Annotated in this window: 21 protein-coding genes; 13 read left to right on the top strand and 8 right to left on the bottom strand. The window is 65.9% G+C overall.

Features of this window, described 5'->3' with window-relative positions; translation table 11 throughout:
- Window positions 1–4 precede the first annotated feature (4 nt).
- The 11 genes from ACQY78_RS17800 (at window position 5) to ACQY78_RS17750 (ending at window position 10,691) form a co-directional block, all read left to right on the top strand.
- Window positions 5–1,096 carry a M14 family metallopeptidase gene (locus tag ACQY78_RS17800; protein WP_428677218.1) on the top strand — a complete coding sequence of 364 codons (1,092 nt, stop codon included), beginning with the start codon at window positions 5–7 and terminating at the stop codon, window positions 1,094–1,096.
- A complete protein-coding gene (locus ACQY78_RS17795; protein WP_428677216.1) occupies window positions 1,090–2,589 on the top strand; it encodes a class I adenylate-forming enzyme family protein in 1,500 nt (499 codons plus the stop codon). The genes ACQY78_RS17800 and ACQY78_RS17795 overlap by 7 nt, the downstream gene beginning before the upstream one ends.
- A gap of 2 nt (window positions 2,590–2,591) precedes the next feature.
- Entirely contained in the window at window positions 2,592–3,605 is a 1,014-nt protein-coding gene (locus tag ACQY78_RS17790; protein ID WP_428677214.1) for a zinc-binding dehydrogenase, read from the top strand.
- Entirely contained in the window at window positions 3,602–4,030 is a 429-nt protein-coding gene (locus ACQY78_RS17785) for a PaaI family thioesterase (RefSeq protein WP_428677212.1), read from the top strand. The genes ACQY78_RS17790 and ACQY78_RS17785 overlap by 4 nt, the downstream gene beginning before the upstream one ends.
- A 57-nt stretch (window positions 4,031–4,087) precedes the next feature.
- Window positions 4,088–5,692, top strand: coding sequence for an ABC transporter substrate-binding protein (locus ACQY78_RS17780; RefSeq protein ID WP_428677210.1), 1,605 nt, complete (start codon window positions 4,088–4,090; stop codon window positions 5,690–5,692).
- Entirely contained in the window at window positions 5,677–6,693 is a 1,017-nt protein-coding gene (locus tag ACQY78_RS17775; RefSeq protein ID WP_428677209.1) for an ABC transporter permease, read from the top strand. The genes ACQY78_RS17780 and ACQY78_RS17775 overlap by 16 nt, the downstream gene beginning before the upstream one ends.
- Complete coding sequence (locus tag ACQY78_RS17770; RefSeq protein ID WP_428677207.1) at window positions 6,693–7,547, top strand: ABC transporter permease; 855 nt, start codon at window positions 6,693–6,695, stop codon at window positions 7,545–7,547. The genes ACQY78_RS17775 and ACQY78_RS17770 overlap by 1 nt, the downstream gene beginning before the upstream one ends.
- Window positions 7,547–8,530 (top strand): ABC transporter ATP-binding protein, encoded by a 984-nt coding sequence (locus ACQY78_RS17765; protein ID WP_428677205.1) that lies wholly within the window; start codon window positions 7,547–7,549, stop codon window positions 8,528–8,530. Before ACQY78_RS17770 ends, ACQY78_RS17765 begins: the two co-directional genes overlap by 1 nt.
- 2 nt (window positions 8,531–8,532) lie before the next feature.
- Window positions 8,533–9,474 (top strand): ABC transporter ATP-binding protein, encoded by a 942-nt coding sequence (locus ACQY78_RS17760; protein ID WP_428677203.1) that lies wholly within the window; start codon window positions 8,533–8,535, stop codon window positions 9,472–9,474.
- A 19-nt stretch (window positions 9,475–9,493) separates the two neighbouring features.
- Window positions 9,494–10,051, top strand: a complete 558-nt coding sequence (locus ACQY78_RS17755) for a hypothetical protein (protein ID WP_428677201.1) — start codon at window positions 9,494–9,496, stop codon at window positions 10,049–10,051.
- Between the two features lie 61 nt (window positions 10,052–10,112).
- A complete protein-coding gene (locus ACQY78_RS17750) occupies window positions 10,113–10,691 on the top strand; it encodes a hypothetical protein (RefSeq protein WP_428677200.1) in 579 nt (192 codons plus the stop codon).
- Between the two features lie 18 nt (window positions 10,692–10,709).
- Here the strand turns inward: ACQY78_RS17750 and ACQY78_RS17745 are convergent, their stop codons facing one another.
- The 8 genes from ACQY78_RS17745 to ACQY78_RS17710 form a co-directional block, all read right to left on the bottom strand.
- Window positions 10,710–11,633: a serine/threonine dehydratase gene (locus tag ACQY78_RS17745; RefSeq protein ID WP_428677198.1), complete on the bottom strand. Its 924-nt coding sequence runs from the start codon at window positions 11,631–11,633 to the stop codon at window positions 10,710–10,712.
- Between the two features lie 110 nt (window positions 11,634–11,743).
- Window positions 11,744–12,790: a G1 family glutamic endopeptidase gene (locus ACQY78_RS17740; protein ID WP_428677197.1), complete on the bottom strand. Its 1,047-nt coding sequence runs from the start codon at window positions 12,788–12,790 to the stop codon at window positions 11,744–11,746.
- Between the two features lie 18 nt (window positions 12,791–12,808).
- Window positions 12,809–13,846: a phosphatase PAP2 family protein gene (locus ACQY78_RS17735; RefSeq protein ID WP_428677195.1), complete on the bottom strand. Its 1,038-nt coding sequence runs from the start codon at window positions 13,844–13,846 to the stop codon at window positions 12,809–12,811.
- 49 nt (window positions 13,847–13,895) lie between these two features.
- Window positions 13,896–15,659: an adenylate/guanylate cyclase domain-containing protein gene (locus ACQY78_RS17730; RefSeq protein WP_428677193.1), complete on the bottom strand. Its 1,764-nt coding sequence runs from the start codon at window positions 15,657–15,659 to the stop codon at window positions 13,896–13,898.
- A gap of 278 nt (window positions 15,660–15,937) precedes the next feature.
- Window positions 15,938–16,486, bottom strand: a complete 549-nt coding sequence (locus tag ACQY78_RS17725) for an HD domain-containing protein (protein WP_428677191.1) — start codon at window positions 16,484–16,486, stop codon at window positions 15,938–15,940.
- Entirely contained in the window at window positions 16,483–17,535 is a 1,053-nt protein-coding gene (locus ACQY78_RS17720; RefSeq protein WP_428677189.1) for an alpha/beta hydrolase, read from the bottom strand. Before ACQY78_RS17720 ends, ACQY78_RS17725 begins: the two co-directional genes overlap by 4 nt.
- Window positions 17,532–20,207 carry a hypothetical protein gene (locus ACQY78_RS17715; RefSeq protein ID WP_428677188.1) on the bottom strand — a complete coding sequence of 892 codons (2,676 nt, stop codon included), beginning with the start codon at window positions 20,205–20,207 and terminating at the stop codon, window positions 17,532–17,534. The genes ACQY78_RS17720 and ACQY78_RS17715 overlap by 4 nt, the downstream gene beginning before the upstream one ends.
- Window positions 20,208–20,387: 180 nt before the next feature.
- Window positions 20,388–21,257, bottom strand: a complete 870-nt coding sequence (locus ACQY78_RS17710; protein ID WP_428677186.1) for a protein-L-isoaspartate O-methyltransferase family protein — start codon at window positions 21,255–21,257, stop codon at window positions 20,388–20,390.
- 170 nt (window positions 21,258–21,427) lie between these two features.
- On the opposite strand from ACQY78_RS17710, the gene ACQY78_RS17705 reads away from it, so the two are divergent.
- Together ACQY78_RS17705 and ACQY78_RS17700 are read left to right on the top strand one after the other, a co-directional pair.
- Window positions 21,428–22,432 carry a Bug family tripartite tricarboxylate transporter substrate binding protein gene (locus tag ACQY78_RS17705; RefSeq protein WP_428677184.1) on the top strand — a complete coding sequence of 335 codons (1,005 nt, stop codon included), beginning with the start codon at window positions 21,428–21,430 and terminating at the stop codon, window positions 22,430–22,432.
- Between the two features lie 87 nt (window positions 22,433–22,519).
- On the top strand, window positions 22,520–22,996 hold the full coding sequence (locus ACQY78_RS17700) for a carboxymuconolactone decarboxylase family protein (RefSeq protein WP_428677182.1): 477 nt from the start codon (window positions 22,520–22,522) through the stop codon (window positions 22,994–22,996).
- Window positions 22,997–23,018: the final 22 nt, after the last annotated feature.

Genomic DNA, 23,018 nt, shown 5'->3' with positions numbered 1-23,018 from the left:
TACTATGGAATATTACGATTGCTTCGCCGCAAGCTACGCCAACGCGCGCGCGAAGTTCCTGAAGGCGGCGACGGCCGCGCAGGGCGAGGTGCGGTCGTTTCTGCACCCTGCCAAGAAGGCGCCCGATGGCGGTCCGCTGGCGATCGACGTCGCCTGCTTCGGCGACCGCACGGCGCCCCGGCAGGCCCTGTTCCTGAGCGGCACGCACGGCCAGGAAGGCTTCTCCGGCTCGGCCGTGCAGATCGGCTGGCTGGCCTCGGGCGGTCCGGCGCGGCTGCCCGCCGGTGTCGGCGTGGTGCTGGTGCATGGGCTCAATCCCTACGGCTTCGCGCACTTCACCCGCACCACCGAGAACAACGTCGATCTCAATCGCAACTTCATCGACCGCGACGCAGGCCCGGCGCCGGCCAATCCGCATTACGAGACGCTTCATGCCGACCTTCTGATCCGCGAATGGACAGATGCGGAGAATGAACGGGTTGCCGGCGTGCTCGACCGCTTCGCCGAGAGCAAGGGCCGAGACGTGCTGTTCGATACGCTGGCGCGCGGTCAGTACCTGCATCAGGACGGGCTGATGTTCGGCGGCAAGGACCGCGAATGGTCGAACCGGACGCTGCAGACGATCGTCGACGAAACGCTGGCCGACGCCGAGCGCGTGGCCTTCATCGACTGGCACACCGGCATCGGCGAGTACGGCAAGCCGTTCTTCCTGTGCTTCAACGACCCCGCCGGCCCGCTGTTCGCACGCGCCTGCGACTGGTGGGGCAAGGACAATGTCGACGGCGTGCGGCCGCACGGCATGGAGCGGCCGAACTATACCGGCCTGGTCTTTCACGGCGTGCAGCGCTTCCTCGGCAATCGCGACATGTGCGGCGCGGTGATCGAGTTCGGCACGCGCGGCGTCAACATGCGCCGCGTGCTGCGGCTCGATCAGTGGCTGCGCCGCCAGCACGGGCTCGACTCCGATGTCCGCGCCACCCTGCAGGCCGACATGATGGACGCCTTCTGTCCCTTCGACGGTCAATGGCGCAAGGACACGCTCGACTACGGGCTGAAGCTCACCGACCAGGCACTTTCGGGACTCGCATCATGGTGACGATCAAGTACGACAACCAGGGCGACGCGATTTCGCGCGACGTGCCGGCCAACAGCGTGGCGCTGATCGACGCGGGCGGCAACGGCCACGAACGCAGCTACACCTATGGCGACCTTCTGCGGCTGAGCGGCGCGGTGGCGCGCGGCCTGCTGAAGCGCGGCCTGCAGCGCGGCGATCGCGTCGCGATCCTCTCGGCCAACCGCGCCGAGTTCCTGCTGACCTTCCTCGGCACGATGCAGGCCGGCCTCGTGTCGGTTCCGGTCAACTACAAGCTGCCGGCCGAGACGGTGGCCTACGTCGTGGGCGATTGCGATGCCAAGCTGGTGATCGGCGACGATGCGCGGCTCCCGCTGGCACCCGACGACGTGCCGAAACTCTCCTTCGACAGGGACTTCGAGGCGCTGCTCGACGAGGGCCCGTTCACGCCGCTTCCCATGAAGCCCGAGGAACCGGCGATGTTCCTCTACACGTCGGGCTCGACGGGCCGCCCCAAGGGCGTGGTGCTGTCGCACTATTCGCATCTCTGGGCGATCAGCCAGCGTGTGCGCCGGCCGGCGCCGCTCGGCCAGCGCGCCCTCGTGGCCGCGCCGCTCTATCACATGAACGGGCTGGCCATGTGCCAGACCACCTTCTCGCACGGCGACACCGTTGTGCTGCTGCCGCAGTTCACGACCCGCGGCTATATCGAGGCGGCCGCGAAGCATCGCGTCGCCTTCCTGACCTCGGTGCCGACCATGATCGCGATGATGCTGCGCGAGCGCGAGCTGCTCGCCCGCACCGATCTCTCGGCCGTCGAGGCCGTCCGCATGGGCTCCGCGCCTGTTACCCAATCGCTGATCGACCAGGTGCACGCGGTGTTTCCAAAGGCTCTGGTCAGCAACGGCTACGGCACCACCGAGGCCGGCCCCGTCGTGTTCGGCCCTCATCCCGAAGGCCTGCCGCAGCCGGTGCTCTCGACCGGCTATCCGCATCCCGAGGTTCAGCTCCGCCTCGTGCGCGACGGAAAGGAAGTGCAGGACGAAGGCGAGCTCCAGATGAAGTGCGGCGCGCTGATGACGCACTATCACAAGCTGCCGGCCAAGACCGCCGAGGTGATGACGGCGGACGGCTACTACCGGACCAGCGACGTCTTCCGGCGCGACGAGAACGGCTTCTTCTATTTCGTGGGCCGGGTCGACGACATGTTCGTGTGCGGCGGCGAGAACATCTATCCCGGCGAGGTCGAGAAGATGCTTGAGCGCCATCCCGGCATCCACCAGGCCGCGGTGATCCCCGTTCCCGACGAACTCAAGGGCCACAAGCCGATCGCCTTCGTCGTCAAGGCAGCCGGCGCCGAACTCGACGAGCAGGCGGTGAAGACCTACGCGCTGGCCAATGCGCCGGCCTACCAGCACCCGAGACGCGTGCTGTTCGTCGACGAGATGCCGCTCGCCGGCACCAACAAGATCGACAAGCGCGTCCTCGCCAAGCAAATCCCAACTGGAGAAGTATAAAAATGAAAGCTGCTGTCGTCCGTGAACATGGCGGACCGGACCGCCTCGTCTTCGAAACCAACTTCCCCGATCCGACGCCCGGCGAGGGCGACGTGATCGTGGCCGTGAAGGCTTCTTCGCTGAACTATCACGACGTCTTCACCCGCCGCGGCATGCCTGGCATCAAGGTGCCGATGCCCGCGATCATGGGCCTCGACGTCGCCGGCGAGATCGCCGAGGTCGGCCCGGGCGTTACCGGCTGGAAGAAGGGCGACCGCGTCCTGGTCGATCCGATCAACCGGGTCGAAGGCGGCCTGATGGGCGAGACGGTGCATGGCGGCCTGGCCGAACTGTGCAAGGCGCGCGCGCACCAGCTGATCAAGATTCCCGACGGCGTGAGCTATGCCGATGCCGCGGCCCTTCCCGTGGCCTACGGCACGGCGCTGCGCATGATGGTCACCAACGGACATATCGCCAAGGGCGAGAAGGTCCTGATTCTCGGCGCCTCGGGCGGCGTCGGCGTGTGCTGCCTGCAGCTCGCCAAGCTGGCCGGCTGCGAAGTGATCGCCTGTGCCGGCACCGACGCCAAGGCCAAGCGCCTGGCCGAGCTCGGCGCCGACAAGACGATCAACTACATCGAGAAGGATTTCATGAAGGAAATCTTCGCGATGTACGGCAAGCCGACGCGGCGTGGCGGCGGCACCGACCAGGGCGTCGATGTCGTCGTGAACTACACCGGTGGCGACACCTGGGTGAATTCGCTGAAGACGCTCAAGGTCGGCGGACGCCTGCTGACCTGCGGCGCCACCGCCGGCTACGCGCCGACCGAGGACATCCGTTTCATCTGGACCTTCGAACTCAAGATCCTGGGTTCCAATGGCTGGATGCGCACCGACATCGAGAAGCTCCTGGAGCTGGTGCAGAGCGGCAAGCTCAAGGTGCTGGTCGACAAGGTCTTCCCGCTCGCCGAAGCGCGTGAGGCGCTGCGCGTGATCGAGGATCGTGAAGTGTTCGGCAAGATCGTGGTGGCCCCATGAGCGACAAGCTCCAGCCCCTGAGCGACGCCGAACTGCAGGCGATGCTCGATCATTCGCCGTTCATTTCCTTCCTCGGCCTCAAGGTCACCGAGGCGGATCCGGCGAAGGAACGCATCACGATGGAATGCGAGATGCGCCCCGAATTCGAGCGCGGCAAGGGCACGGGCCAGTGGCACGGCGGCCCGCTTGCGGCGGTCATCGATACGGTCGGCGACTATGCGCTGATCATGGCGCTGCGGCGCGGCCTGCCGACCATCAACTTCCGCGTCGACTATCTGCGGCCGGCGATCAAGACCAAGCTCATCACGACAGCCACGGTCCGCCGCAATGGCAAGAGCGTCGGCGTGGTCGATGTCGACGTGTTCAACGACAAGATGGTGCTGCTGGCGATTGGTCGCGCGACCTACTCGACGCTGTCTGCCTAGGCCACACGGTATGAAGTTTGCTTGGGCTGACTTGGGGATTGGGGAACGGAGGGTGTCATGACGATCAAGGTTTCACGCCGCGTATTCGGCGCGGGTGTCTTCGCCGCGGGTCTGGTCGGTACCTCGGGACAAACTTTCGCACAGGGCACGCCCAAGCGGGGCGGCACGCTGGTGGCGACCTGGGGTGGCGGCGAGCCGCAGGCCTGCTACGTGCCGGCCGGCGGCGGCTCGAGCCCGACCTTCTCGTCGTCCAAGCTTTTCGAGCGGCTCGCCTTGAGGCGAATGGACGGCCAGTTCGAGGGCGTGCTGGCCGAATCGTGGAAGCCGTCGGCCGACTTCAAGTCCTACACGGTGAAGATCCGCAAGGGCGTGAAGTTCCATGACGGCAAGGACATGACCGTCGACGACGTCGTCTATTCCGTCGCCGAGATCTGGAAGAAGTATGCCGTTGCGTCGGCGCTCACCGACTTCGCGGGCATCGAGTCGCCCGACGCCGATACGGTCGTCTTCAAGTACAACAATCCGACGCCGGAGTTCTTCTTCGCGTCGACCCTGTGCTCGCCCGTCGCCTACATCGTGCCGAAGCACATCTATGCCGGCAGCGACCCGGTCACGAATCCGGCGAACAATGCGCCGATCGCCACCGGTCCGTGGAAGTTCAAGGAGTGGGTGCGCGGCAGCCACTTCGAATACGTGAAGAACGAGAACTACTGGAAGAAGGACGAGCCCTATCTCGACCGTCTGATCATCCGCTACGTGCGCGACCCGGCGGGCCGCGCCGCGGCGATGGAGGCGGGCGACATCCACATCGGCGTGTTCAATCCCGTCGCGCCGCCGGACATCAAGCGCCTGACCGCAACCGGCAAATTCGTCGCCACCCCCAAGGGCTACGAGGAAGCGGTCTGGTCGACGACGCTCGAATGCAACATGCGCAATCCGGTGTTCGCCAAGCGCGAGGTCCGGCAGGCGATGTTTCATGCGATCAATCGCGAGTTCATCGCCAAGACGGTTTACTACGGCTACGCGCGGCCGGGCACGAGCCCGATCTACTCCCCCAACAAGGAGTTCTTCACCGCCGACACGTTCAAGACCGGCTTCGATCCGAAGAAGGCGGCGGCCCTGCTCGATGCCGCGGGCTTCCCGAAGAAGGCCGACGGCAAGCGGTTCACCCTGAACCTGCTGGCCGCCGGGTGGTTCCCGGAGAACGGCAAGGTCGGCGCCTACGTGAAGCAGGTGCTCGAGGATGTCGGCGTCGGCGTTAACCTCACGGTCCCCGATCGTCCGACCTCGCTGAAGCGCATCTACACCGACTACGATTACGACCTGGCGATCTCCAATCAGGCCAATCCGTCGGAGCCGGTGCCGTCGACGACGCAGTACTACACGACCGACGGAATCCTGAAGGGCGTGCCGTTCCGCAACGCCTCGGGCTATTCCAATCCCGACGTCGACAAGCTTGTCGACAGGATCAAGGTCGAGACAGACCCGGCGAAGCGCAAGGCGCTGGTCTTCGAGTTCCAGAAGATCACCACGCAGGAGGCTCCGCTCCTGCCGCTGGTCGAGCTGGAGTCGATCACCCTGGCGAGCACCAAGGTGCAGAACCACTCGAACGACCCGAACTTCCTCGCGGCAAGCTGGGGAGACCTATGGCTGGCGAGCTAGTCTCGCCGACGCCCACGCTTCGCGGTTCCGCCCGCCGGGCGGCGGCACTGCGGCTCCTGCGGCGACGGCTCATCCAGGCCGTCCCGCTGATGCTGGGCGTGGTGATCATCAATTTCTGCCTGATCCAGATGGCGCCAGGCAGTTTCCTCGAGCTGATGACGGCCGAGAACCAGGTGAGCGACCCCGCGACGGTCGCGCTGCTGCGCAAGACCTACGGGCTGGAAGACCCTGTCTGGATGCAGTTGCTGAAATACATCTGGGCCCTGCTGCATTTCGACTTCGGCTTTTCCTATCGCCAGAACATGCCGGTCATCCAGGCGATCTGGATCCACCTGCCGGCAACCGTTCTGCTCATGGTGTCGAGCATCACGCTCGCGATCTCGATCGGCGTGGCGGCGGGCGTCGTCGCTTCGATGAAGGTCCGCACCTTCTGGGACAGCCTGGTCTCGGTCGCCGCCATGTTTTTCTACGCCGCGCCCAGCTTCTGGCTCGGCATCATGATGATCGTGCTGTTCTCGGTGAAGCTCGGCTGGCTGCCGGTCGGCGGCATGATGAAGATCGGCGGCACCGGTGGCGTGCTGGAGATCGTGCATCACCTGATCCTGCCGACTCTGGCATTGGGCCTGTTCTATGCCGCGATCTATACCCGCGTCATGCGTTCCTCGATGCTCGAGGTCGCGCAACTCGACTTCGTGCGCACCGCCCGCGCCAAGGGCCTCAGCCGCAACAAGGTGACGATCCACCACGTGCTGCGCAACGCGCTGCTGCCGGTGGTCACGATCCTGGGCGTGCAGATGGGCACCGTGCTGGCCGGCAGCGTCGTGATCGAGAGCGTGTTCAGCTGGCCGGGCGTCGGCTCGCTGCTGTTCGACAGCGTGAGCTCGCGCAACTATCCGGTCGTGCTCGGCATCATGGTGCTGGGCTCGCTGGTCGTCATCGCCGCCAACATCGCGGTCGACCTCATCTACATGTGGCTCGACCCGCGCATCGAGATCCGTTGATGCAGCGCTTCGAGTTCCCCCGTTTCGAGTTCATCGCCCGCTTCTCCCGCAATCGCGGCGCCCTGGTCGGCGCCTGCCTGATCCTCGTCGTCACCCTGATGGCAGTCTTCGCCTCGGTCTTCTTTCCAACCGATCCACTGCGCATCGTCGGCCTGCCCGAGCTGTGGCCCGGCCAGGATCCCGAGTTTCCGTTGGGCACCGATTCGCTGGGTCGCGATATCCTCTCGATGATCGTTCACGGCGCGCGCGCGACCCTGCTGATCGGCCTGTTCGCCTCCGCCGTCGCCACGATCATCGGCGTCGGCGTCGGCGCCATCGCCGGCTATTTCGGCGGCTGGGTCGACGAGGTCGCCATGCGCGCGGCCGAATTGTTCCAGACCATCCCGAACCTGATCTTCGTGCTCACCATCGTGGTCATCCTGGGATCGACCCTGACCAACATCGTGATCGCCATCGGCATCGTGAGCTGGACGCCGATCGCGCGCATGACCCGGGCCGAGTTCCTGTCGCTGCGCGACCGCGAGTTCGTTCAGGCGTGCCGCTCGATGGGCATGAGCGACTTCCGCATCATCGTCTCTGAAATCCTGCCGAATGCCCTGCCGCCGGTGATCGTGCTCTCGTCACTGGTCGTGGCCGGCGCCATCCTGTTCGAATCCGCCGTCTCCTTCCTCGGCCTGGGCGATCCCAACGTCGCCAGCTGGGGCCGGCTGGTCGGCGACGGACGCCAGCTCATCCGCAGCTCCTGGTACATCTGCGCCATCCCGGGCATCGCCATCATGATCACGGTGCTCTGCCTCAACCTGGTGGGCGACGGGCTGAACGACGCGCTCAATCCGAAGCTGAGGGATCGGTGATGAGCGGCGCGGCCCTTCCCCTCGAAATCACCGGCCTACAGACGACGCTGTTCACGCGCCGCGGCGAGATGAAGGCCGTCGATGGGCTCAGCCTGAGCGTCGGCGCCGGCGAAACGGTAGCCCTGGTGGGCGAGTCCGGCTGCGGCAAGTCGCTGTCGGCGCTCTCGATCATGCGCCTGCTGCCCGACCCGCCGGCCCGCATCGTCGGCGGCCAGGTGAAGCTCAACGGACGGGACATCGTGCCCCTGCCCGAGGAGACCATGCTCGGCATCCGGGGCAAGGAGATCGGCATGATCTTCCAGGACCCGCTCAGCTCGCTGAACCCGGTCGCCACGGTCGAGAAGCAGATCGTCGAAGTGCTGATGACCCATACCGAGCTCGGCCGCGGCCAGGCGCGCGTGCGCGCCCACGAGCTGCTGGAGCTGGTCGGCATGCCCGACGCCGCCCGCCGCCTCGACGCCTACCCCCACCAGCTCTCCGGCGGCATGTGCCAGAGGGTGATCATCGCCATGGCGATCGCCTGCAGCCCGTCGGTGCTGATCGCCGACGAGCCGACCACGGCCCTCGACGTCACGGTGCAGGCCCAGGTGCTGGCGCTTCTGAAGAAGCTGCAGGCCGATGCCGGCATGGCGATGATCTTCATCACCCACGATCTCGGCGTGGTGGCCGAAACCGCGGACCGGGTCGTCGTCATGTATGCCGGCCGCAAGGTCGAGGAGGCCTCGGTCGACGACCTGTTCGAGAACCCGCTGCATCCCTATACGGTGGGCCTGATCGGCGCGACGCCGACACCCGGCGCCGAGCGCGCCGAGCGGCTGGCCGACATTCCGGGCATGGTGCCGCCGCTCAACGCCCTGCCGCAGGGCTGCGCCTTCGCGCCGCGCTGCCCGCGGGTGATGGATCGCTGCCTCACCGAGAAGCCTGCTCTCACGGTTCCCGGGCCGGGCCGCCTCGTCGCCTGCTTCGCGGCCGAGAGGGGCTGACCATGTCGTTGCTTTCCCTCCGCGACGTGCGAGTCCAGTTCAACACCGCGGGCGGCGTCGTGCGCGCCGTGAACGGCGTCAGCCTCGACCTCGCGGTCGGCGAGACGCTGGGACTGGTCGGCGAATCCGGCTGCGGCAAGTCCACCCTGGGCAAGGCGATCATGAAGCTGGTGCCCGTCGCCGGCGGCGAGATCCTGGTCGAGGGTGTCGACATCGCGCCGCTCAATCGCGAACAGCTCACCAACATGCGCCGCAAGGTGCAGATGATCTTCCAGGACCCCTACGGCTCGCTCAATCCGCGCTCGACGGTGGGCCGTTCCGTGGCCCAGCCGCTGACGCTGGCCGGCTGGAAGGCCGACGCCACGGCCGAGCGGGTCGAGACGCTGCTGCGCTGGGTCGGTCTGCCGAGCGACGCCAAGCAACGCTATCCGCATGAATTCTCCGGCGGCCAGCGCCAGCGCATCGGCATCGCCCGCGCCCTGGCGCTCAGCCCCAAGCTGATCATCTGCGACGAGCCGGTCTCGGCGCTCGACGTCTCGGTGCGCGCCCAGGTGATCAACCTGCTCGAGGACCTGAAGAGCCAGTTCGGCGTCTCGTATCTCTTCATCAGCCATGACCTCAGCGTGGTCGAGCACATCGCCGACCGGGTGGCGGTGATGTATCTCGGCATGCTGTTCGAGGTCGGCGGCCGCGACCAGATCTGGCGCGAGCCGCGGCACCCCTACACCAGGGCCCTGCTGGCGGCGGCACCGATCGCCAACCCCAAGCTCGCGCGCGCGCGCCAACGCACGGTGCTGCAGGGAGAGTTGCCGAGCCCGCTGAACCCGCCGCCCGGCTGTCCCTTCAATTCGCGCTGCCCGATGGCCCAGGATCGCTGCCGGGTCGAGAAGCCGGCGTTGCGCGCCGTGGGAAATGGCGTCCAGGCGGCGTGCCATTTCGTCTGATTGGGCTATGATCGCGGCCATGAGACTGCCTGCCTTCTTCGCCACCCTGCTTGCCGCCGGTGCCTTTTCCGGCACCGCCTCCGCCCAGACCATGGAGTTCGCCTGCCCCGACCCGGGCACGACCTTCACCTACGACAGCGGCGTCAAGGTCGTGGCCCGCGGTCGCGAGGGCATGGACTGCCTGATGGACCGGGTGGGCGAAAAGCCCTTCAAGCTGCGCGCGCTGCTGTTCGACAATCCGTCGGCCGATGGCGCGGACCTGACCGCCTACATCGCAGCGCTGCGGCCCGAACGCCTGTGGCCACTCGAAGTCGGCAAGAAGATCGAGGCGAGCTACAGGGCCGGCGGCGGCACCTGGACCTACACGCTCGCGGTGGCGCGCTACGAGCGTCGCACCGGACCGGGCGACAAGATGATCGACGCGTTCCTGATCGAGATGAACGAGACCGGCGACAAGGGCCAACGCACGATCTCGCGCTGGTGGATCTCGCCCGCCGACAAGTTCGCCATCCGCTACGACTTCAGCGACGGCGCCGGCAAGGCCAACCGCGCGGTGGTGACCGAGGTCACGCGCTAGCCAGGTTTGACTTGTAGCCTCCGGCGCGCTTAGTCGCGTGACCTCTGGAGGATCTCAGGCCATGAAGTCGATTGCCCTCGCTGCCCTGCTGGCAGCTGTCGCCGCAGGCAGCGCCTCCGCGCAGACCGCTTCCTTCCAGTGCCCGGCCAGCGGCACCCTGCTCAGCTACAAGGGCGACGGCTTGGAGAAGATGAACACGGTGGTGGGGCAAGACGGCACCGTCTGCCTGTACGACAGCCTCTCCAACGGCAAGGCCGAGACGCTGCGCGTGCACGGCGGCCTCGTCGGCTCGGTCGATGCACAGGGCGAGTCCTTCGCCAAAGGCCTCGACCTGAAGGCGCTGTGGCCGCTCAAGGTCGGCAACAAGATCACCAACACCGTCACCGTCGTCGGCCGCGACGGCAAGAGCTACACCTCCACCATCACGATGACCGTCGTCGCCTACGAGAAGGTCACGGTGCCAGCCGGCAGCTTCGACGCTTTCCGGGTCGAGGAAAGCAAGGCCGATTCGAACGGCCGTAACATTCATTGGTGGGCGCCGGCCGTTTCGGCCTCGGTCAAGGAAACATTTCCCGACTGGCGCACGCCCGGCAAGACAATCACCCTCGATTTGGCATCGCTGAAGCCGGCCGCAAAATAACGCCGCCGACGCTCTTGGCTACGCGACCGAGCCTGGATCGGTGTTGGCGCCGCAGATCAGCGTAGCGACGCGTTCGCCCGGTGCGGGACGATAGGCACCGGCGCGCAACGCAGCGAGGCCGGTCGCGCCGGCGGGTTCGGCGACGATGCGTAGTTCGTCCCACAGCGCGCGCTGCGCGTTGCGCACGGCCTCGTCGGTAACCAGCACGGAGCCGCGGACAAGCGCCCGCGCGACCTCGAAGTTGGGCGTGCCGATGCGGCTCGCACCGAGTGCGTCGGCGGCGATGCCGGAGATCGCGACATCGACCGGCTTCCCGGCCTTCAGCGCCTCGTGCAGGGTCGGCGTACCTTCGGTCTCGACGGCGACGATCTTCTTCACCGAGCCGATCGCGGCGGCGCAGCCGGCGATCAGGCCGCCGCCGCCGACGGCGATCAGCAGCGTGTCGAACTCAGCCTGCTCGGCGAATTCCAGCGCGACGCTGCCGGCGCCGGCGAACACGACCTCGTCTTCATAGGCCGGCACGATCAACGCGCCGGCCTCGGCGGCGCGCGCCTCGGAGGCGGCGCGGGCTTCGGCATAGACGGCGCCAATCTGATTCACGACCGCGCCGTAGCTGCGCAGCCGGGCCACCTTGGCGAGCGATGCAATGGTCGGCACGAAGATCTCGGCCTTGTGGCCCAGGGCGCGCGCGGCAAAGGCCGCGGCGGCGCCGTGGTTGCCGCCCGAGGCCGCGACGATTCCCGCGGCCGGCACCTTCGAGGCGAGCAGCTTGTGAAACGCGCCGCGCCCCTTGAACGAGCCGCTCACCTGCAGCGATTCGAGCTTCAACGCCAGCGGCGACGCGACACCGAGCGCGCCGGCCGCGAGCTCGATCACGGGCGTGCGGCGCACATGCGGGCGGATGAGGGCCCAAGCGGTTTCGACGTCGGTACGGGAGGTCATGGGGGCATCGTTCTACTCCTCCTCCGTCCGCGGACAAGGAAAAGAGGAGGTCACCCGACGCAGGCCATATGGCGTCGAACATGGTGACGGCTCTCCAGAGCCGTCTCGCTCTAAGGCCCCACGTATTCGAAGTCCAGACTCTGCACCGGCGCGAGAGACCGTTTGACGGTCGACAACGTTCGGACATGGCCCGAGGCACGGTCGATCCCGTACATGCGGATCAGCCGCGCCCGCTCGAGGTCGTGCCCGACGAGGGCGGCGCCACGCGGCTCTCCCGACTCCGCGAGACAGTCCGTGAACGAAAAAGGTCGGAAGGCCGGAAGCTTGTAGGGCTCCCATCCGTCGGATCGCATGGGGCTCGGCCGCTCCATGATCCACTCGGCCGTCGCGCCCGACACACGATAGTCCGGCGGCGCCGCAACGTCGAAAGCCTGGAGAACGATCCCCTGGGTTACGTTCTTGAAGTTGAACCGTACCGTTACCGCGTCGAGTACCGTCAGCAGGGCACTTACCTCGTCGCCGGCGGCAACCGGCAACGCCAGTTTCTCGGGAGCCTCGTCCCGCCCGCGCGCCCACCACTGGTACCAGGCGTAAGGACGCCTGCTCCTCCCGGTGGCCAGGTCGAATATCTGCGCGGTACCCATCTGCGGCAAAGTCGAGTCCCGATAGTGACGCTGCCCATCCAAACCGATCCACGTCGAGCTGTGGCAGCGGCGATGGGTTGGCGTTCCGCCAGGCGCCGACACCTGCGGCACGTTCCATGTGCCCATCACGCTGATCAGGCTCCGGCTGCTTCGCGAAACGACGTAGCCTCCCGACCAGTTGCTGCTCTTCTGCCCGGGCCAGGGATGAGGGGTCGTCGGCGCCGTGAACGCTTGCAGGCCGGGCACCAAAGGCAAAGGGACGCGCGGAAACGCGGCGACGAATCGAAGCGACCGGCCAGACGACGGGCGGCTCAGGAACGCACGACGGAAGGCGAGGCCCGCCGCATGCGCGGACAGTCCACCCAGCGTGGGCAAGCCATACCGGCTTCGAATGGCGTCGGTGGCGGCGAGCGGGTCGAAGCCGCGAGGCGGCAAAGGCCAGAGATACGTCCGGTGGCGGAGCCCGGTGGAAGCCGGCGCCACGGCAGCCGGCACGTCGTTGGGTTCGTTCATGTCGGCACGTCCTCCAACCTAAAGAGTCCATTCTTGAAGGGCGTCTGCGACGGCGACTTCGAAGGTCCGGTAGCCGGAATTGACGCCATCTTCCTCTGCGTCTTTAAGCTCGACGAGCCTACCCAACACATGTGTGGCAAGCTTCTCGCCGGCGCTGGAGTCGCTCGGATAGTGAAGGCCGGCAATCTCGCGGTTGCGCGCCACTCTGCGCGCCAGGGCATTCAGAGTCTCCTTGAGAGCACCCTTATGTCCCATGGGCAGAGCCGCCGCATCGAACACCAAGCCCATGCACTTTGCCATCAGATGCGCCTGCGTCGCGTGACCGCTGGGGAAGGCGGAGTGCCCGGGCACGGGCACGGGCGGCATGAGAGCCGGCATTTCCCACGACGGTCGCGGTCTATTGAACACATGCTTGTAGTGCAGTGCCGCAAACGAACCGATCAGACTTGCGATATGCAGTATGCGGAAGGTGCGATAGTGGGAGCCCGGCGTCATGGCGAGTGCCTCCATGAAAGCCGTGACGAACTCGACATCCTGCGTCAGAATCTCGCCCAATGCCGACGCCCGCTCGTCGCGCGCCATCGCGTAGAGGGTTTCATACTCCTCTTCCTGGACGGATTGGCCGCCGTGGACCGCGACATGGAGATCGAGCAACATCTGGGCGAGGTCGTTGTTCAGCGCCCGGGTGTTCCAGGTCTTTGTGCCCCAGCGCGCCGCCGTAAACTGCCTTAGGACGCGCCACGCATACCAGCGGCCGGCCCAGTTGCGATCATGGAAATTGACCTCTGTACCGGCGGCGAGGGGTTCGCTTCGGAACTCGACCGTTATCCGCCCTTGTCCGGTGGGTGTTGTTTCGTGGATGTAGACACGCCTGCGCAGATCCGACAACCGGCCCGGCGGATAGTGCGGGATCGGGTAGGACTCCATCGCGAAAGGAAAGTCGGCGCGATCTGGCAGAATCCAACCACCGCCGACGTCGCCATTGATACCCGCATTGCCGGTGTTACCGGTGTTGCCCGTATTTCCAGTATTGCCCGTGTTGCCGGTGTTACTCATTGCCGTCTCCTCCCCCGTGTGAGCTCAAGTCCTGAAGGGTACACAGTCCTCATTCCGGCAGACCCGAGGCCCGCAACTGCGCGATCCAGTTCCCGAGAATGGGTTCCACGAACGGGCAGCGCTGGGCGTAGGTGCCCAACCTGAAATCGGGTTGCACCTGAACCAGGTGCCGAGCGGCAGCTTCGGCCTCGGCCTGGCGTCCCGCGGCCACGAGACTCGCGATGAGCGTGCGCAAGGTGAATCGAATCGAGCGGTTCTGCGCCACGGCACTACGCGCCCACGTCACCGCCTGCTCGTAGTCGCGGTTGACGTAGTGAGCTTGAGCGAGAATTCCCTCGTGCCAGAACGTATAGGGGTCGGCCGGGGCCAACCGTTGCCCGCGCTCTGCGTGCGCCACGGCAAGCGCGCCATCGCCGACAAAGCCGCGAGCCGCACTGCTCATCGTCCAGGCCATGGCGACGCTTGGCCCGGCCTCGATCGCCCGGTCAAGGAAGCGAAGGGCGGTCCCTGTATCACGCAGGAGAAATGCTTGGACGTGGCCATAGATTGCCAAAGCCAAAGCATCGTTGCCGTCGCGCTCAAGCGCGGCGGAGGCCCGGTCGGCTGCGGCCCGGGCATCTGCATCCGGGTCCGGCGAGCCGATCTCGCCGACCCGGAACACATGCCACAAGGCGGCATAGGTGTAGGGGGGCGCGTAGCCCGGATCGAGGGCAATGGCCTGTTGCAGGAGTCCGCGTGCTGCCCGGAAGCTGTCGGCATCCATCCTATAAAGGAGATCCAGAGCCTGCAGCAGCAGGTCGTAGGCCGTCATGCTGCTCGAATGCTTGCGTAGCGAGCGCTTCAATTCGCGCTCCCGGACGTTCGGCGCGATGGTCTTCACGAGCTTGAGCGCAATGCGGTCCTGCAAATCGAACAGCTCGGCCGAGGAGCCGTCATGATTGTCGTTGGATACGATCGTGCCGTTGTGGGTATCGGTAAGCTCGGTGTTGATACGCAGGCGATTTCCGGCATGAAGGACTCCACCGGCCAGGATGTACCTCACGCCCAGCTTGCGCCCCACGGCAATCGGGTCGGCGCGGCGGCGACCATAAGCCAAGGTCGATCCCCGGGAGATCACGAACAGCTCCTTCAGCCCCGAAAGCCCGTGGACGATCGCGTCGACAACACCGAGGGCGACATAGTCGGCCGCGCCTTCGGGATGGTTCGTGCGGAACGGCAGCACGGCAATCGAAGGCCTTGCCTCCTCTCCCACCGCCGTTTCCCCCCAGCGTTGCGGCGAACTGGCGTTCGGCTCCGGCCGGAGGGCGAAAACGCGCACCGGCTGTCGATGATTGCGGAGCTGCAATTCGCCCAGGTCGACAGCCATCCGGCGTACCGGAGATTCGAGTTTCTCGATGACGGACTGGGAAACGATCACGTCGCCGGGTTCGGCATAGGCTTGCAGGCGAGCCGCGACGTTCACGCCATCGCCGAACACGTCGTCGTTCTCGACGATGACGGTTGAAAAATTGATTCCCATGCGGAATGTCAGTCGCAGGCTGGGCGGCTGGCGGGCTGTCGCGGCCGAAATCGCCCTCTGAAGCGCCATGGCACAGGTCGTTGCGGTCCCGGCATTCGCGAAGATCGCCAAGAAGCCATCTCCCGTGTTCTTGACCACTTTGCCTTGATGCCCGGCAATCGCCGGCTCGATGACTTCGACGAGCAATTGCATCAGGTGACGATGGGTCTCTTCCTCCGCCGCTTCGATCAGACGAGTGTAGCCCACGACGTCTGCGACCAAGATGGCAGCTACCTGTCGTTGCACCTGGGGCATGGCAACTCGCGGAAGAACTGGACCGCGGTCAGGCTAACGTATCCGCACGGTAAATGAAACTGGTGTTCGCGCACGACACCTACATCATTCTACCCGAACGATCGGAACCCCAATTCACGTCCAAGACGATGGTATTTCTCGCCTACGGTTAGGGTTGTTTCCGAAGGTTCTCGTTTGAAAAACGGAAGCTCCGTGTACGTTCAGGTGGTTCGAAGCCACTCACCACGATGCACGGCTGGCTGGCACTGCTCGGACGGCAGCTTCTTCCGTAAAATGAACTACCTGAGGCAGGCCGGGACGTGGCGCAGGTAGTAGTCGAAGTCGGGCGTGCTCGCGCGCGGGTCCTTGGCTTCCTCGTCGTAGCGGCGCAGCCGCACGGCCTCGGCGTGGAACGGGTTGGCGCGGAAGGCTTCGACCTCGTCGGGCGACATCAGTCCGCCCTGGAGTTCGAGGCTGCGCACCGAGTCGGCCGCCAGCTTGCCGAAATAGTCGGACTCGACCGTGCAGAGATAACGCTTGGCCGTCACGTGCAGGCGGACCGGCTCGCTGACGGCGGGACCGAAGCGCTCGGCCAGCCATTGCGCGCCCAGCTCCTCATGCACGTCGTCGACGCCCTGCGAGGCCGGATCTTCGCCCAGCCCGTGGATCATGTGGCCGACATCGTGCAGCAGCGAGGCCAGCACGGTCGCCGGCGGCGCACCATCGGCTTCAGCCAGCGCCGCCGACTGCAGCGCATGCTGAAGCTGGTTGATGTCGGAGAGGCCGTAACGGCGCGTGGCGCGGCCGGCGAAGATTTCCAGGAGTTCCTGGCGCAGCGGGTCGTTCATGCGTTCTTTTTACCATGAACCGGGGCGTATCCGGGAATAGAGGAAAGCGCCTGTTTCAGGGGATCGACCTGCCACGCGCGTGTAACGAAATCGCCATGCATGTCGAGCCCGCCGGTGGGGCCCACGAAGCAAGCCGTGCCCGGTGTCAGCGCCTTCGGGACAGTGCGTGTGAAGGGAATGCGCCGCTTGGTCAGCAGCCCTTGCAGGGTGGCGTTCTCGTCCTTGGTCGAGTCGGTGAAGGCACTCAGCAGGAAGGCCTGCTTGCGACGCGCGGCGAACCAGGCGGCGAACTTCGGCTCGTCGCCATAGAGCGCATCCAGCAGGATCAACCCGTTCACGCGATGGTTGGCGCCGCCGCGCTCCAGCGCATAGGCGGCCGACAGGTAGCCGCCGCTATAGGCGGCGATCGTCACGGGCGCGAGGTTGAAGCCGCGGCCGGCGCTGCGGTCGCCATAGAGGCGCATCAGCCGCTCCGCCGCCTCGTCGAGATATTTGGCGAAATGTCCGCCGCGCCAGAAATTGCCGGCGCTCGAATCGAGGGCGTCGACGGCGAGCTGCGGTGCGACCAGGGCGATGTTCTTGCCCGACTCGGCCACCTGCCGCGCTACCGCCTGGCGCAGCACCACGTCGCGTTCCAGCGTAGCGCCCTGGCCATGGAGGAAGAGCAGGATCAGCACCGGCCGCGAGGGATCGAACCCTTGCGGCAGGTAGAGCAGCGAGCGGCGATCGCTATAGGTCGCCTCCTCCCAATAGACGTCACCGCGGCCGGTCGTATGACCGCGCCGCTTGCCGTCGCGCGCGTCGAGAAAGGGCTTGGTCGTATCGGGGATGAAGCCGCGATAGGGAAAGGGCGAGGCCTCGAACGCAGCGAGCTGCGTCTTCGCTTCTTTCAGGCCGGGCGGCGGCGCCGGCGGGGCCGGCTTCGCGGCATGTACCGGCGCGGGAGTCGCGGCAGGCTTGGCAGCCTGCCGCTTGCTGGGTTTCTTGGGCTGGGCGTGCACGGCGGTCGGCATCAGGAGAGCCCCCAGCAGCAGCGCCCGTCGCTTCACGCGGCGGCGGGCCGCCCTGCCCCCGTTGCCTGGGGCTGGAGCGGCATGATGACGGAGAAGAATGCCGGCAGCGCCACCAGATAGGCGAAGGCGCCGACCAGCACCACGGCGGGCAGGCCGAAGCTGGTCGCCACGATCGGCACCAGCGCCGCACCGATCACCGAGAAACAGCCGTTGATGCCCCACGCCCACAGGAACATGTGGTCCTTGCCGAGGCGACCCAGCATCGTCATCGCCGTCGGCATGGGGAAGCCCATGAGGAACGCCGGCGGGAACACGATCAGCAGGCAGAGCACGATGCGCAGCGCGTAGGGCAGCGTGCCGATCCAGTCGAGCGCGTAGTCGATGGTGAAGGCATAGGTCGCCAGGATCGCGAAGATCGCGAGGAAGACCTTGGGCATGAACGAGCGCGCCCGGTCGAGGAAGCGCTCGGAGAAGAAGCTGCCGATGCCGGAGAAGACCAGCATGCCGGTGATCAGCACCGAGGCCGAGACCGTGGCGTTGGAGAGCGCCAGGATGAAGTGGGAGATCATGCCCACCTCGACGATGATGTAGCCCAGCCCGAGGCAGAGGAAGTACAGCATCGTGCCGGCCTTGCCCGGATAACGGCTGAAGATCGTGCGCCAGCCGAAGACCACCGGGAAGAGCACCAGCGTCAGCGCGAACACGGTCGCGATGCCCAGCGTCGCCCACAGGAGCAGGTAGCCCCATTCGTCCTGCACCAGCTCGAGCCGGTCGGTGAACTTCAGCAGGTCGCCCACCTTGATGTAGGCGGCGAAATACGGCTGGTGGTTCGTCAGGATGCGGGTGTCGAACACATACTCGTCCGCGACCTTCTGCCAGCCGCCTTCGAGCAGGTAGTGCCAGGCGAGGCGGCCGAGCACGGTCGCCGGCACGACCGGCGCGGGCGGCGGGCCGTCGGCTTTGGCCTCGGTCGCCCCGGGCGCGCCCTCTGTAATTGCGCCGGGCGGCGGCTTGTCGTTGGGCTCCGTCTCCGCAGGCGCGGTCGGATCGGCCGCTTGGCCAGCGAAGAAGAACTGGTCGCGATAGTCCTGCAGGATCTGCTTGAGGTCCGCCGTGTCGACCTTGAGGCCGGGATAATAGATCTCGTCGAACGACATCGCCTTGGTGTGGGCGTTGAGCAGCTCGATCTCGGCCGGCGTGAAGCCGTCGCGCTTGTAGAGCACGGTCGCGGTCGAGAGGTAGGACGAGACGACGTAGAACTTCTGGGCAATGTCCTTGCCGCCGTCGACGTCCCGGGCGGCGGCGGCCATCGTGGCATAGAGCTTCAGCACCGATTTGGGCGGTTCTTCCTTGTTCCACAAGGTCACCGACAGGACGCCGCCCGGCGTCAGGGCGCGCATGTAGGCGCTCATCGCCTCGCGGCTGTAGGAATACTTCTCGACGATCGAGAAGCCGCCGGGGCTCGACAGGCCGGCCGAATCGGCCAGCGACAGGTCGATCACGTCGTAGCGGTTCTTGGTATGGGCGACGTAGAGGCGGCCGTCATAGTCGATGACGTTGACCTTCGGATTGTTCAGGACGTCGCCCGTGAAGTCGCGCAGGAACTTGTCCTCGCGGAAGGCCGTCAGCAGCGCCGGATTGCCCTCGGCCACCGTGACCTGGCTGGAACCCGACTTCAGCGCCACCGCCGTCGAGATGCCGCCGCCGAACTGGACCACGAAGGTCTTCGGGTCCTTCTTCAGCAGGTACGGGTAGTACATCGGCAGATACTTGAAGTACGCCGTCTGTTCGGCCGGCAGGTCCTTGATGATGCCGGCCGGACCCTCGGAATCGATGTAAAGGCCGAGATAGGCGTTCGACGGCATCTTCTCCAGGTTGAAGGCCGCATTGTCGGACTGGCCCGGCGCGAAATGCAGGTAGGAGCTGGAATAGACCTCGATGTAGCCGAACGGCGAGGCGCGCTCGTAGACGCGCTGGGCGTCGGGAAACTTGCGGGCGTACGAGACGCCCTTGTAGTCGGACACGGCGAGCTTGGGGATGCCCAGCACCTGCGGCGCAAAGTGGTGCACGGCCGCCGACAGGATGGCGACGATGACGATGGCCGCCATGCCCTTGCGATCGCCCAGCGCCACGAACCACAGCAGGCCGCCGGCCAGCCACAGCAGCAGCGGCGCCATGATGAGGTCGTCGGGCCGCCAGGCATACATCGCCAGAAGCACGGTGAGGCCGCACAGGCCCGATCCGACCAGGTCGGCGAAGTAGACGCGGTTGAAGGTCTTCTGCGCCTTCAGGAAGATGACGCCGAGATAGAGCGCGCCCGCCAGGAACGGCAGGAAGTAGAGCACGAAGTTGGCGAACAGGCGCCACTTCTGCATCGGGTCGGAGATCAGGAAGATCGCGTTGAACGGCACCTGCTGGGCGGCGAGGTTGCACACCACCATCAGCGGCCCGAAGGCCAGCAGCGCACCCTTCACGGAGCCGATCCAGTGGCGCTCGAACCAGCTCTTGCCCACGCACATGACGGCACTGGTGAGGCCGAAGCCGAACATCGCGAGGCTCACCACCAGCGAGCCGAAATGGGCCCAGCTGCCGACGGAGAACACGCGCATGATGCCGATCTGCAGCGCGATGATGCTGCCGGCGACCAGGCCTACGGACAGATAGAACGCGAGTGGCGGACGGTGATCGAGATCGACCGTGACGGACAAGGGGGATCTCCGTTGTTTTTGTTGGATCGCTTTATGCGATCTCTAGAGGGGGCGCACTCCCTGCGTCCCAAAAATCGATGTCATCCCGAGCGAAGCGAGGCCCCCTTGGGCAAGTGCCGCCAAAGGTCCGTCGCGATGCTCGGGATGACATTATCTCTCGATAAGTCGCCTCGTGCGACCTTACCGGTTGTGCGTACCGACGATCTTGTCGCCATCGAGCTTGGTGAAGGGCACGAACGGCACGATCTTGCCACCGTAGATGTCCTCGCGGCTCGTGGTGATGGAGCCGTCGGCGGCCTGCGTCTTGGTCACCTTGAGCACGCGCTGCGCGCCCGGCGGACCGACCGGAATCACCATCAGGCCGCCGGACTTGAGCTGCTGCAGCAGCGGCGGCGGCACGTGGTCGATGCCGCAGGTCACGATGATCTTGTCGAACGGGGCGGCCTCTTCCCAACCGTAGAAGCCGTCGGCGGTCTTGGTCTTGATGTGCTTGAACTCGGTGTAGCCCTTGTCGATGAGCTTGTCGTACAGCCCCCGCGTACGCTGGGCGAGCGGCGCGATGATCTCGATCGTGTAGGCGTTCTCGGTGAGGTTGGCGATGTAGGCCGACTGCACGCCCGAACCGGTGCCGATCTCGAGCACCTTCTCGCCGCGCTTCACGTCGATGACGTTGGTCATGCGGCCCTGCACGTGCGGGCCGGACATGGTCACGCCGTAGCCGATGTCGAGGAAGGCATGCTCGTAGGCGCGCTTGGCGATCGCCGGGCTGATCGCGGAGAATTCCTCGCGCGGGGTGAGCAGGAAGGCGCGCATGGTCGCCTGGCCCCAGATATCCTTGTTCTTGATCAGGGCCTGGAAACGATCCCAGCGCTGGCCGAGGAACACGGGGTCCTCACCGCGGGCTTTGCCCCAGGCGATGAAGTTCTCGCGCGAGTCCATCGGTGGGTTGAGATCCCAGCTGTAGGGCTTGATCGTGGCAGCGATGGCCGGGGCGGCCAGGGCACCGGCGGCGAGCGCGACCGAGCCGGAGACGAAAGTGCGCCTCTTCAAGATATTCCTCCTTGGCGCGGACCCGTTGAGACGAGGGGAAAAACCGCCGGAAAAGCCCGGCGATTTGGGGGCAACCGCACGTCGAATAGATACGGGAATTGTGGCGGATTTGCCAGCGCGGCCATGGTACGCCGTCGGTAACAATCGCGAATCAAGGGAGGAAATTAAGAATGAACCGTAGACTGTCCCGCCGCGCCGTCCTCTCAACGGCCGCCGCCCTGCCTGCCGCCGCGTTGCTGCCCCGGGGTCTGCACGCGCAGGCCGCATGGAAGCCCACCCAGAACGTCCGCATGGTCTGCCCGGCCGCGCCGGGCGGCACCACCGACATCGCCGCCCGTCTTCTCTCGTCCTATCTCACCGAGGCCTGGGGCCAGTCCTGCGTGGTCGACAACAAGTCGGGCGCCGGCGGCGTCATCGGCTCGGCCGAGGTCGTCAAGTCGGCGCCCGACGGCAACACGATCCTGATGGGCAACATCGGACCGCAGTCGATCGCCTATTCGCTGTACCGCAACATGCCCTACACGCCGGCCAGCCTGATCCCGGTGTCCAATGCCATCACCGCCCCCAACGTGCTGGTCGTCCACCCGTCGGTCCCGGCCAAGACGATCCCGGAGTTCGTGGCCTGGCTGAAGGCGCAGAATGGCAAGGCCTCCTACGCCTCGTCCGGGACCGGTCAGTCGCCCCACCTGTGCGGCGCCTGGTTCCTGCAGCTCACGGGCACGAAGGCCGAACACATTCCCTATCGCGGCGCGGCGCCGGCACTCAACGACCTGACGGCCGGGGTCACCCAGTTCTTCTTCGACAATCTGACGACCGCCATCGAGTTCGTCCGTGCAGGCAAGCTGCGGGCACTCGGCCTCACCTCGGCGCAGCGCAATCCGCTCACCCCCGACCTGGTCCCGATCTGCGAGACCATGCCGGAGCTGAAGCCCTTCGACGTGTCGACCTGGTTCGGCGTCTTCCTGCCGGCGGGCACGCCCAAGCCCATCGTCGATTCGCTCAACGCCCAGATGAAGGCCTGGCTCAGCGATCCGAAGACCCTGGAGCGCATCAAGACCATGGCGGGCTTCCCCGCCTACGGCACGCCCGAACAGTTCAACGCCTTCGTCACCGCGCAGATCGCGCAATGGAAGGGCGTCATCGACAAGGAAGGCCTCAAGCTCGACATGGGCTGAGGCCTGACACGAGACGGCGGGAAGCGCCGGCGTCTTGCCAAGCAGACGAAGGCTCCTAATATCAGCATTCTGATATAGGAGCCTTCGATGTCCCACCCCCGCCTCACCTACGATGCCTTCGCGAAGATCGCGCCGGTCGCCCAGCAGTCGCTGATCGCCATGGGCCGGCAGGCCGACGAATCCGGGATCGACAAGCAGATCGTCGAGCTGGTGAAGTTGCGGGTGTCGCAGCTCAACAACTGCGCTTTCTGCCTGCAGATCCACCTCAACGTCTCACGCAAGCTCGGCCTGCCGCGGGAGAAGCTCGATCTGGTGGCGACGTGGGAAGAAGCCGGCATCTTCTCCGAGCGGGAATGCGCGGCGCTCGCCTGGGCGGAGACGCTGACACGCCTGGTGGGTCACAGCGTGTCGAACGACGCCTACGAATCGGTCCGCCGGCACTTCAGCGAGGAGGAAGTGGCTTTCCTCTCGGTCGCGATCGCGACGATCAACGCCTGGAACCGGCTGGGGGCCGCCTTCCGCTTCGCGCCGCCGATTCAGAAGGCAGCGCGGGCGGCTGCGTGATCTGCAAATGACAATCGTTTGC

The organism is Reyranella sp., from assembly GCF_965279625.1.
Lineage (GTDB): Bacteria > Pseudomonadota > Alphaproteobacteria > Reyranellales > Reyranellaceae > Reyranella.
The sequence above is the reverse complement of the archived record's forward strand: the minus strand, read 5'-3'. Positions and strand labels throughout refer to the sequence as shown.

Coding starts and splice junctions, on each gene's coding strand:
- ACQY78_RS17795 (WP_428677216.1), top strand. CDS start 1,090: ATGGTGACGATCAAGTACGACAACCAGGGCGACGCGATTTCGCGCGAC.
- ACQY78_RS17750 (WP_428677200.1), top strand. CDS start 10,113: ATGAAGTCGATTGCCCTCGCTGCCCTGCTGGCAGCTGTCGCCGCAGGC.
- ACQY78_RS17785 (WP_428677212.1), top strand. CDS start 3,602: ATGAGCGACAAGCTCCAGCCCCTGAGCGACGCCGAACTGCAGGCGATG.
- ACQY78_RS17730 (WP_428677193.1), bottom strand. CDS start 15,659: ATGCCCCAGGTGCAACGACAGGTAGCTGCCATCTTGGTCGCAGACGTC.
- ACQY78_RS17755 (WP_428677201.1), top strand. CDS start 9,494: ATGAGACTGCCTGCCTTCTTCGCCACCCTGCTTGCCGCCGGTGCCTTT.
- ACQY78_RS17775 (WP_428677209.1), top strand. CDS start 5,677: ATGGCTGGCGAGCTAGTCTCGCCGACGCCCACGCTTCGCGGTTCCGCC.
- ACQY78_RS17700 (WP_428677182.1), top strand. CDS start 22,520: ATGTCCCACCCCCGCCTCACCTACGATGCCTTCGCGAAGATCGCGCCG.
- ACQY78_RS17725 (WP_428677191.1), bottom strand. CDS start 16,486: ATGAACGACCCGCTGCGCCAGGAACTCCTGGAAATCTTCGCCGGCCGC.
- ACQY78_RS17780 (WP_428677210.1), top strand. CDS start 4,088: ATGACGATCAAGGTTTCACGCCGCGTATTCGGCGCGGGTGTCTTCGCC.
- ACQY78_RS17800 (WP_428677218.1), top strand. CDS start 5: ATGGAATATTACGATTGCTTCGCCGCAAGCTACGCCAACGCGCGCGCG.
- ACQY78_RS17740 (WP_428677197.1), bottom strand. CDS start 12,790: ATGAACGAACCCAACGACGTGCCGGCTGCCGTGGCGCCGGCTTCCACC.
- ACQY78_RS17765 (WP_428677205.1), top strand. CDS start 7,547: ATGAGCGGCGCGGCCCTTCCCCTCGAAATCACCGGCCTACAGACGACG.
- ACQY78_RS17770 (WP_428677207.1), top strand. CDS start 6,693: ATGCAGCGCTTCGAGTTCCCCCGTTTCGAGTTCATCGCCCGCTTCTCC.
- ACQY78_RS17735 (WP_428677195.1), bottom strand. CDS start 13,846: ATGAGTAACACCGGCAACACGGGCAATACTGGAAATACGGGCAACACC.
- ACQY78_RS17760 (WP_428677203.1), top strand. CDS start 8,533: ATGTCGTTGCTTTCCCTCCGCGACGTGCGAGTCCAGTTCAACACCGCG.
- ACQY78_RS17705 (WP_428677184.1), top strand. CDS start 21,428: ATGAACCGTAGACTGTCCCGCCGCGCCGTCCTCTCAACGGCCGCCGCC.
- ACQY78_RS17790 (WP_428677214.1), top strand. CDS start 2,592: ATGAAAGCTGCTGTCGTCCGTGAACATGGCGGACCGGACCGCCTCGTC.
- ACQY78_RS17745 (WP_428677198.1), bottom strand. CDS start 11,633: ATGACCTCCCGTACCGACGTCGAAACCGCTTGGGCCCTCATCCGCCCG.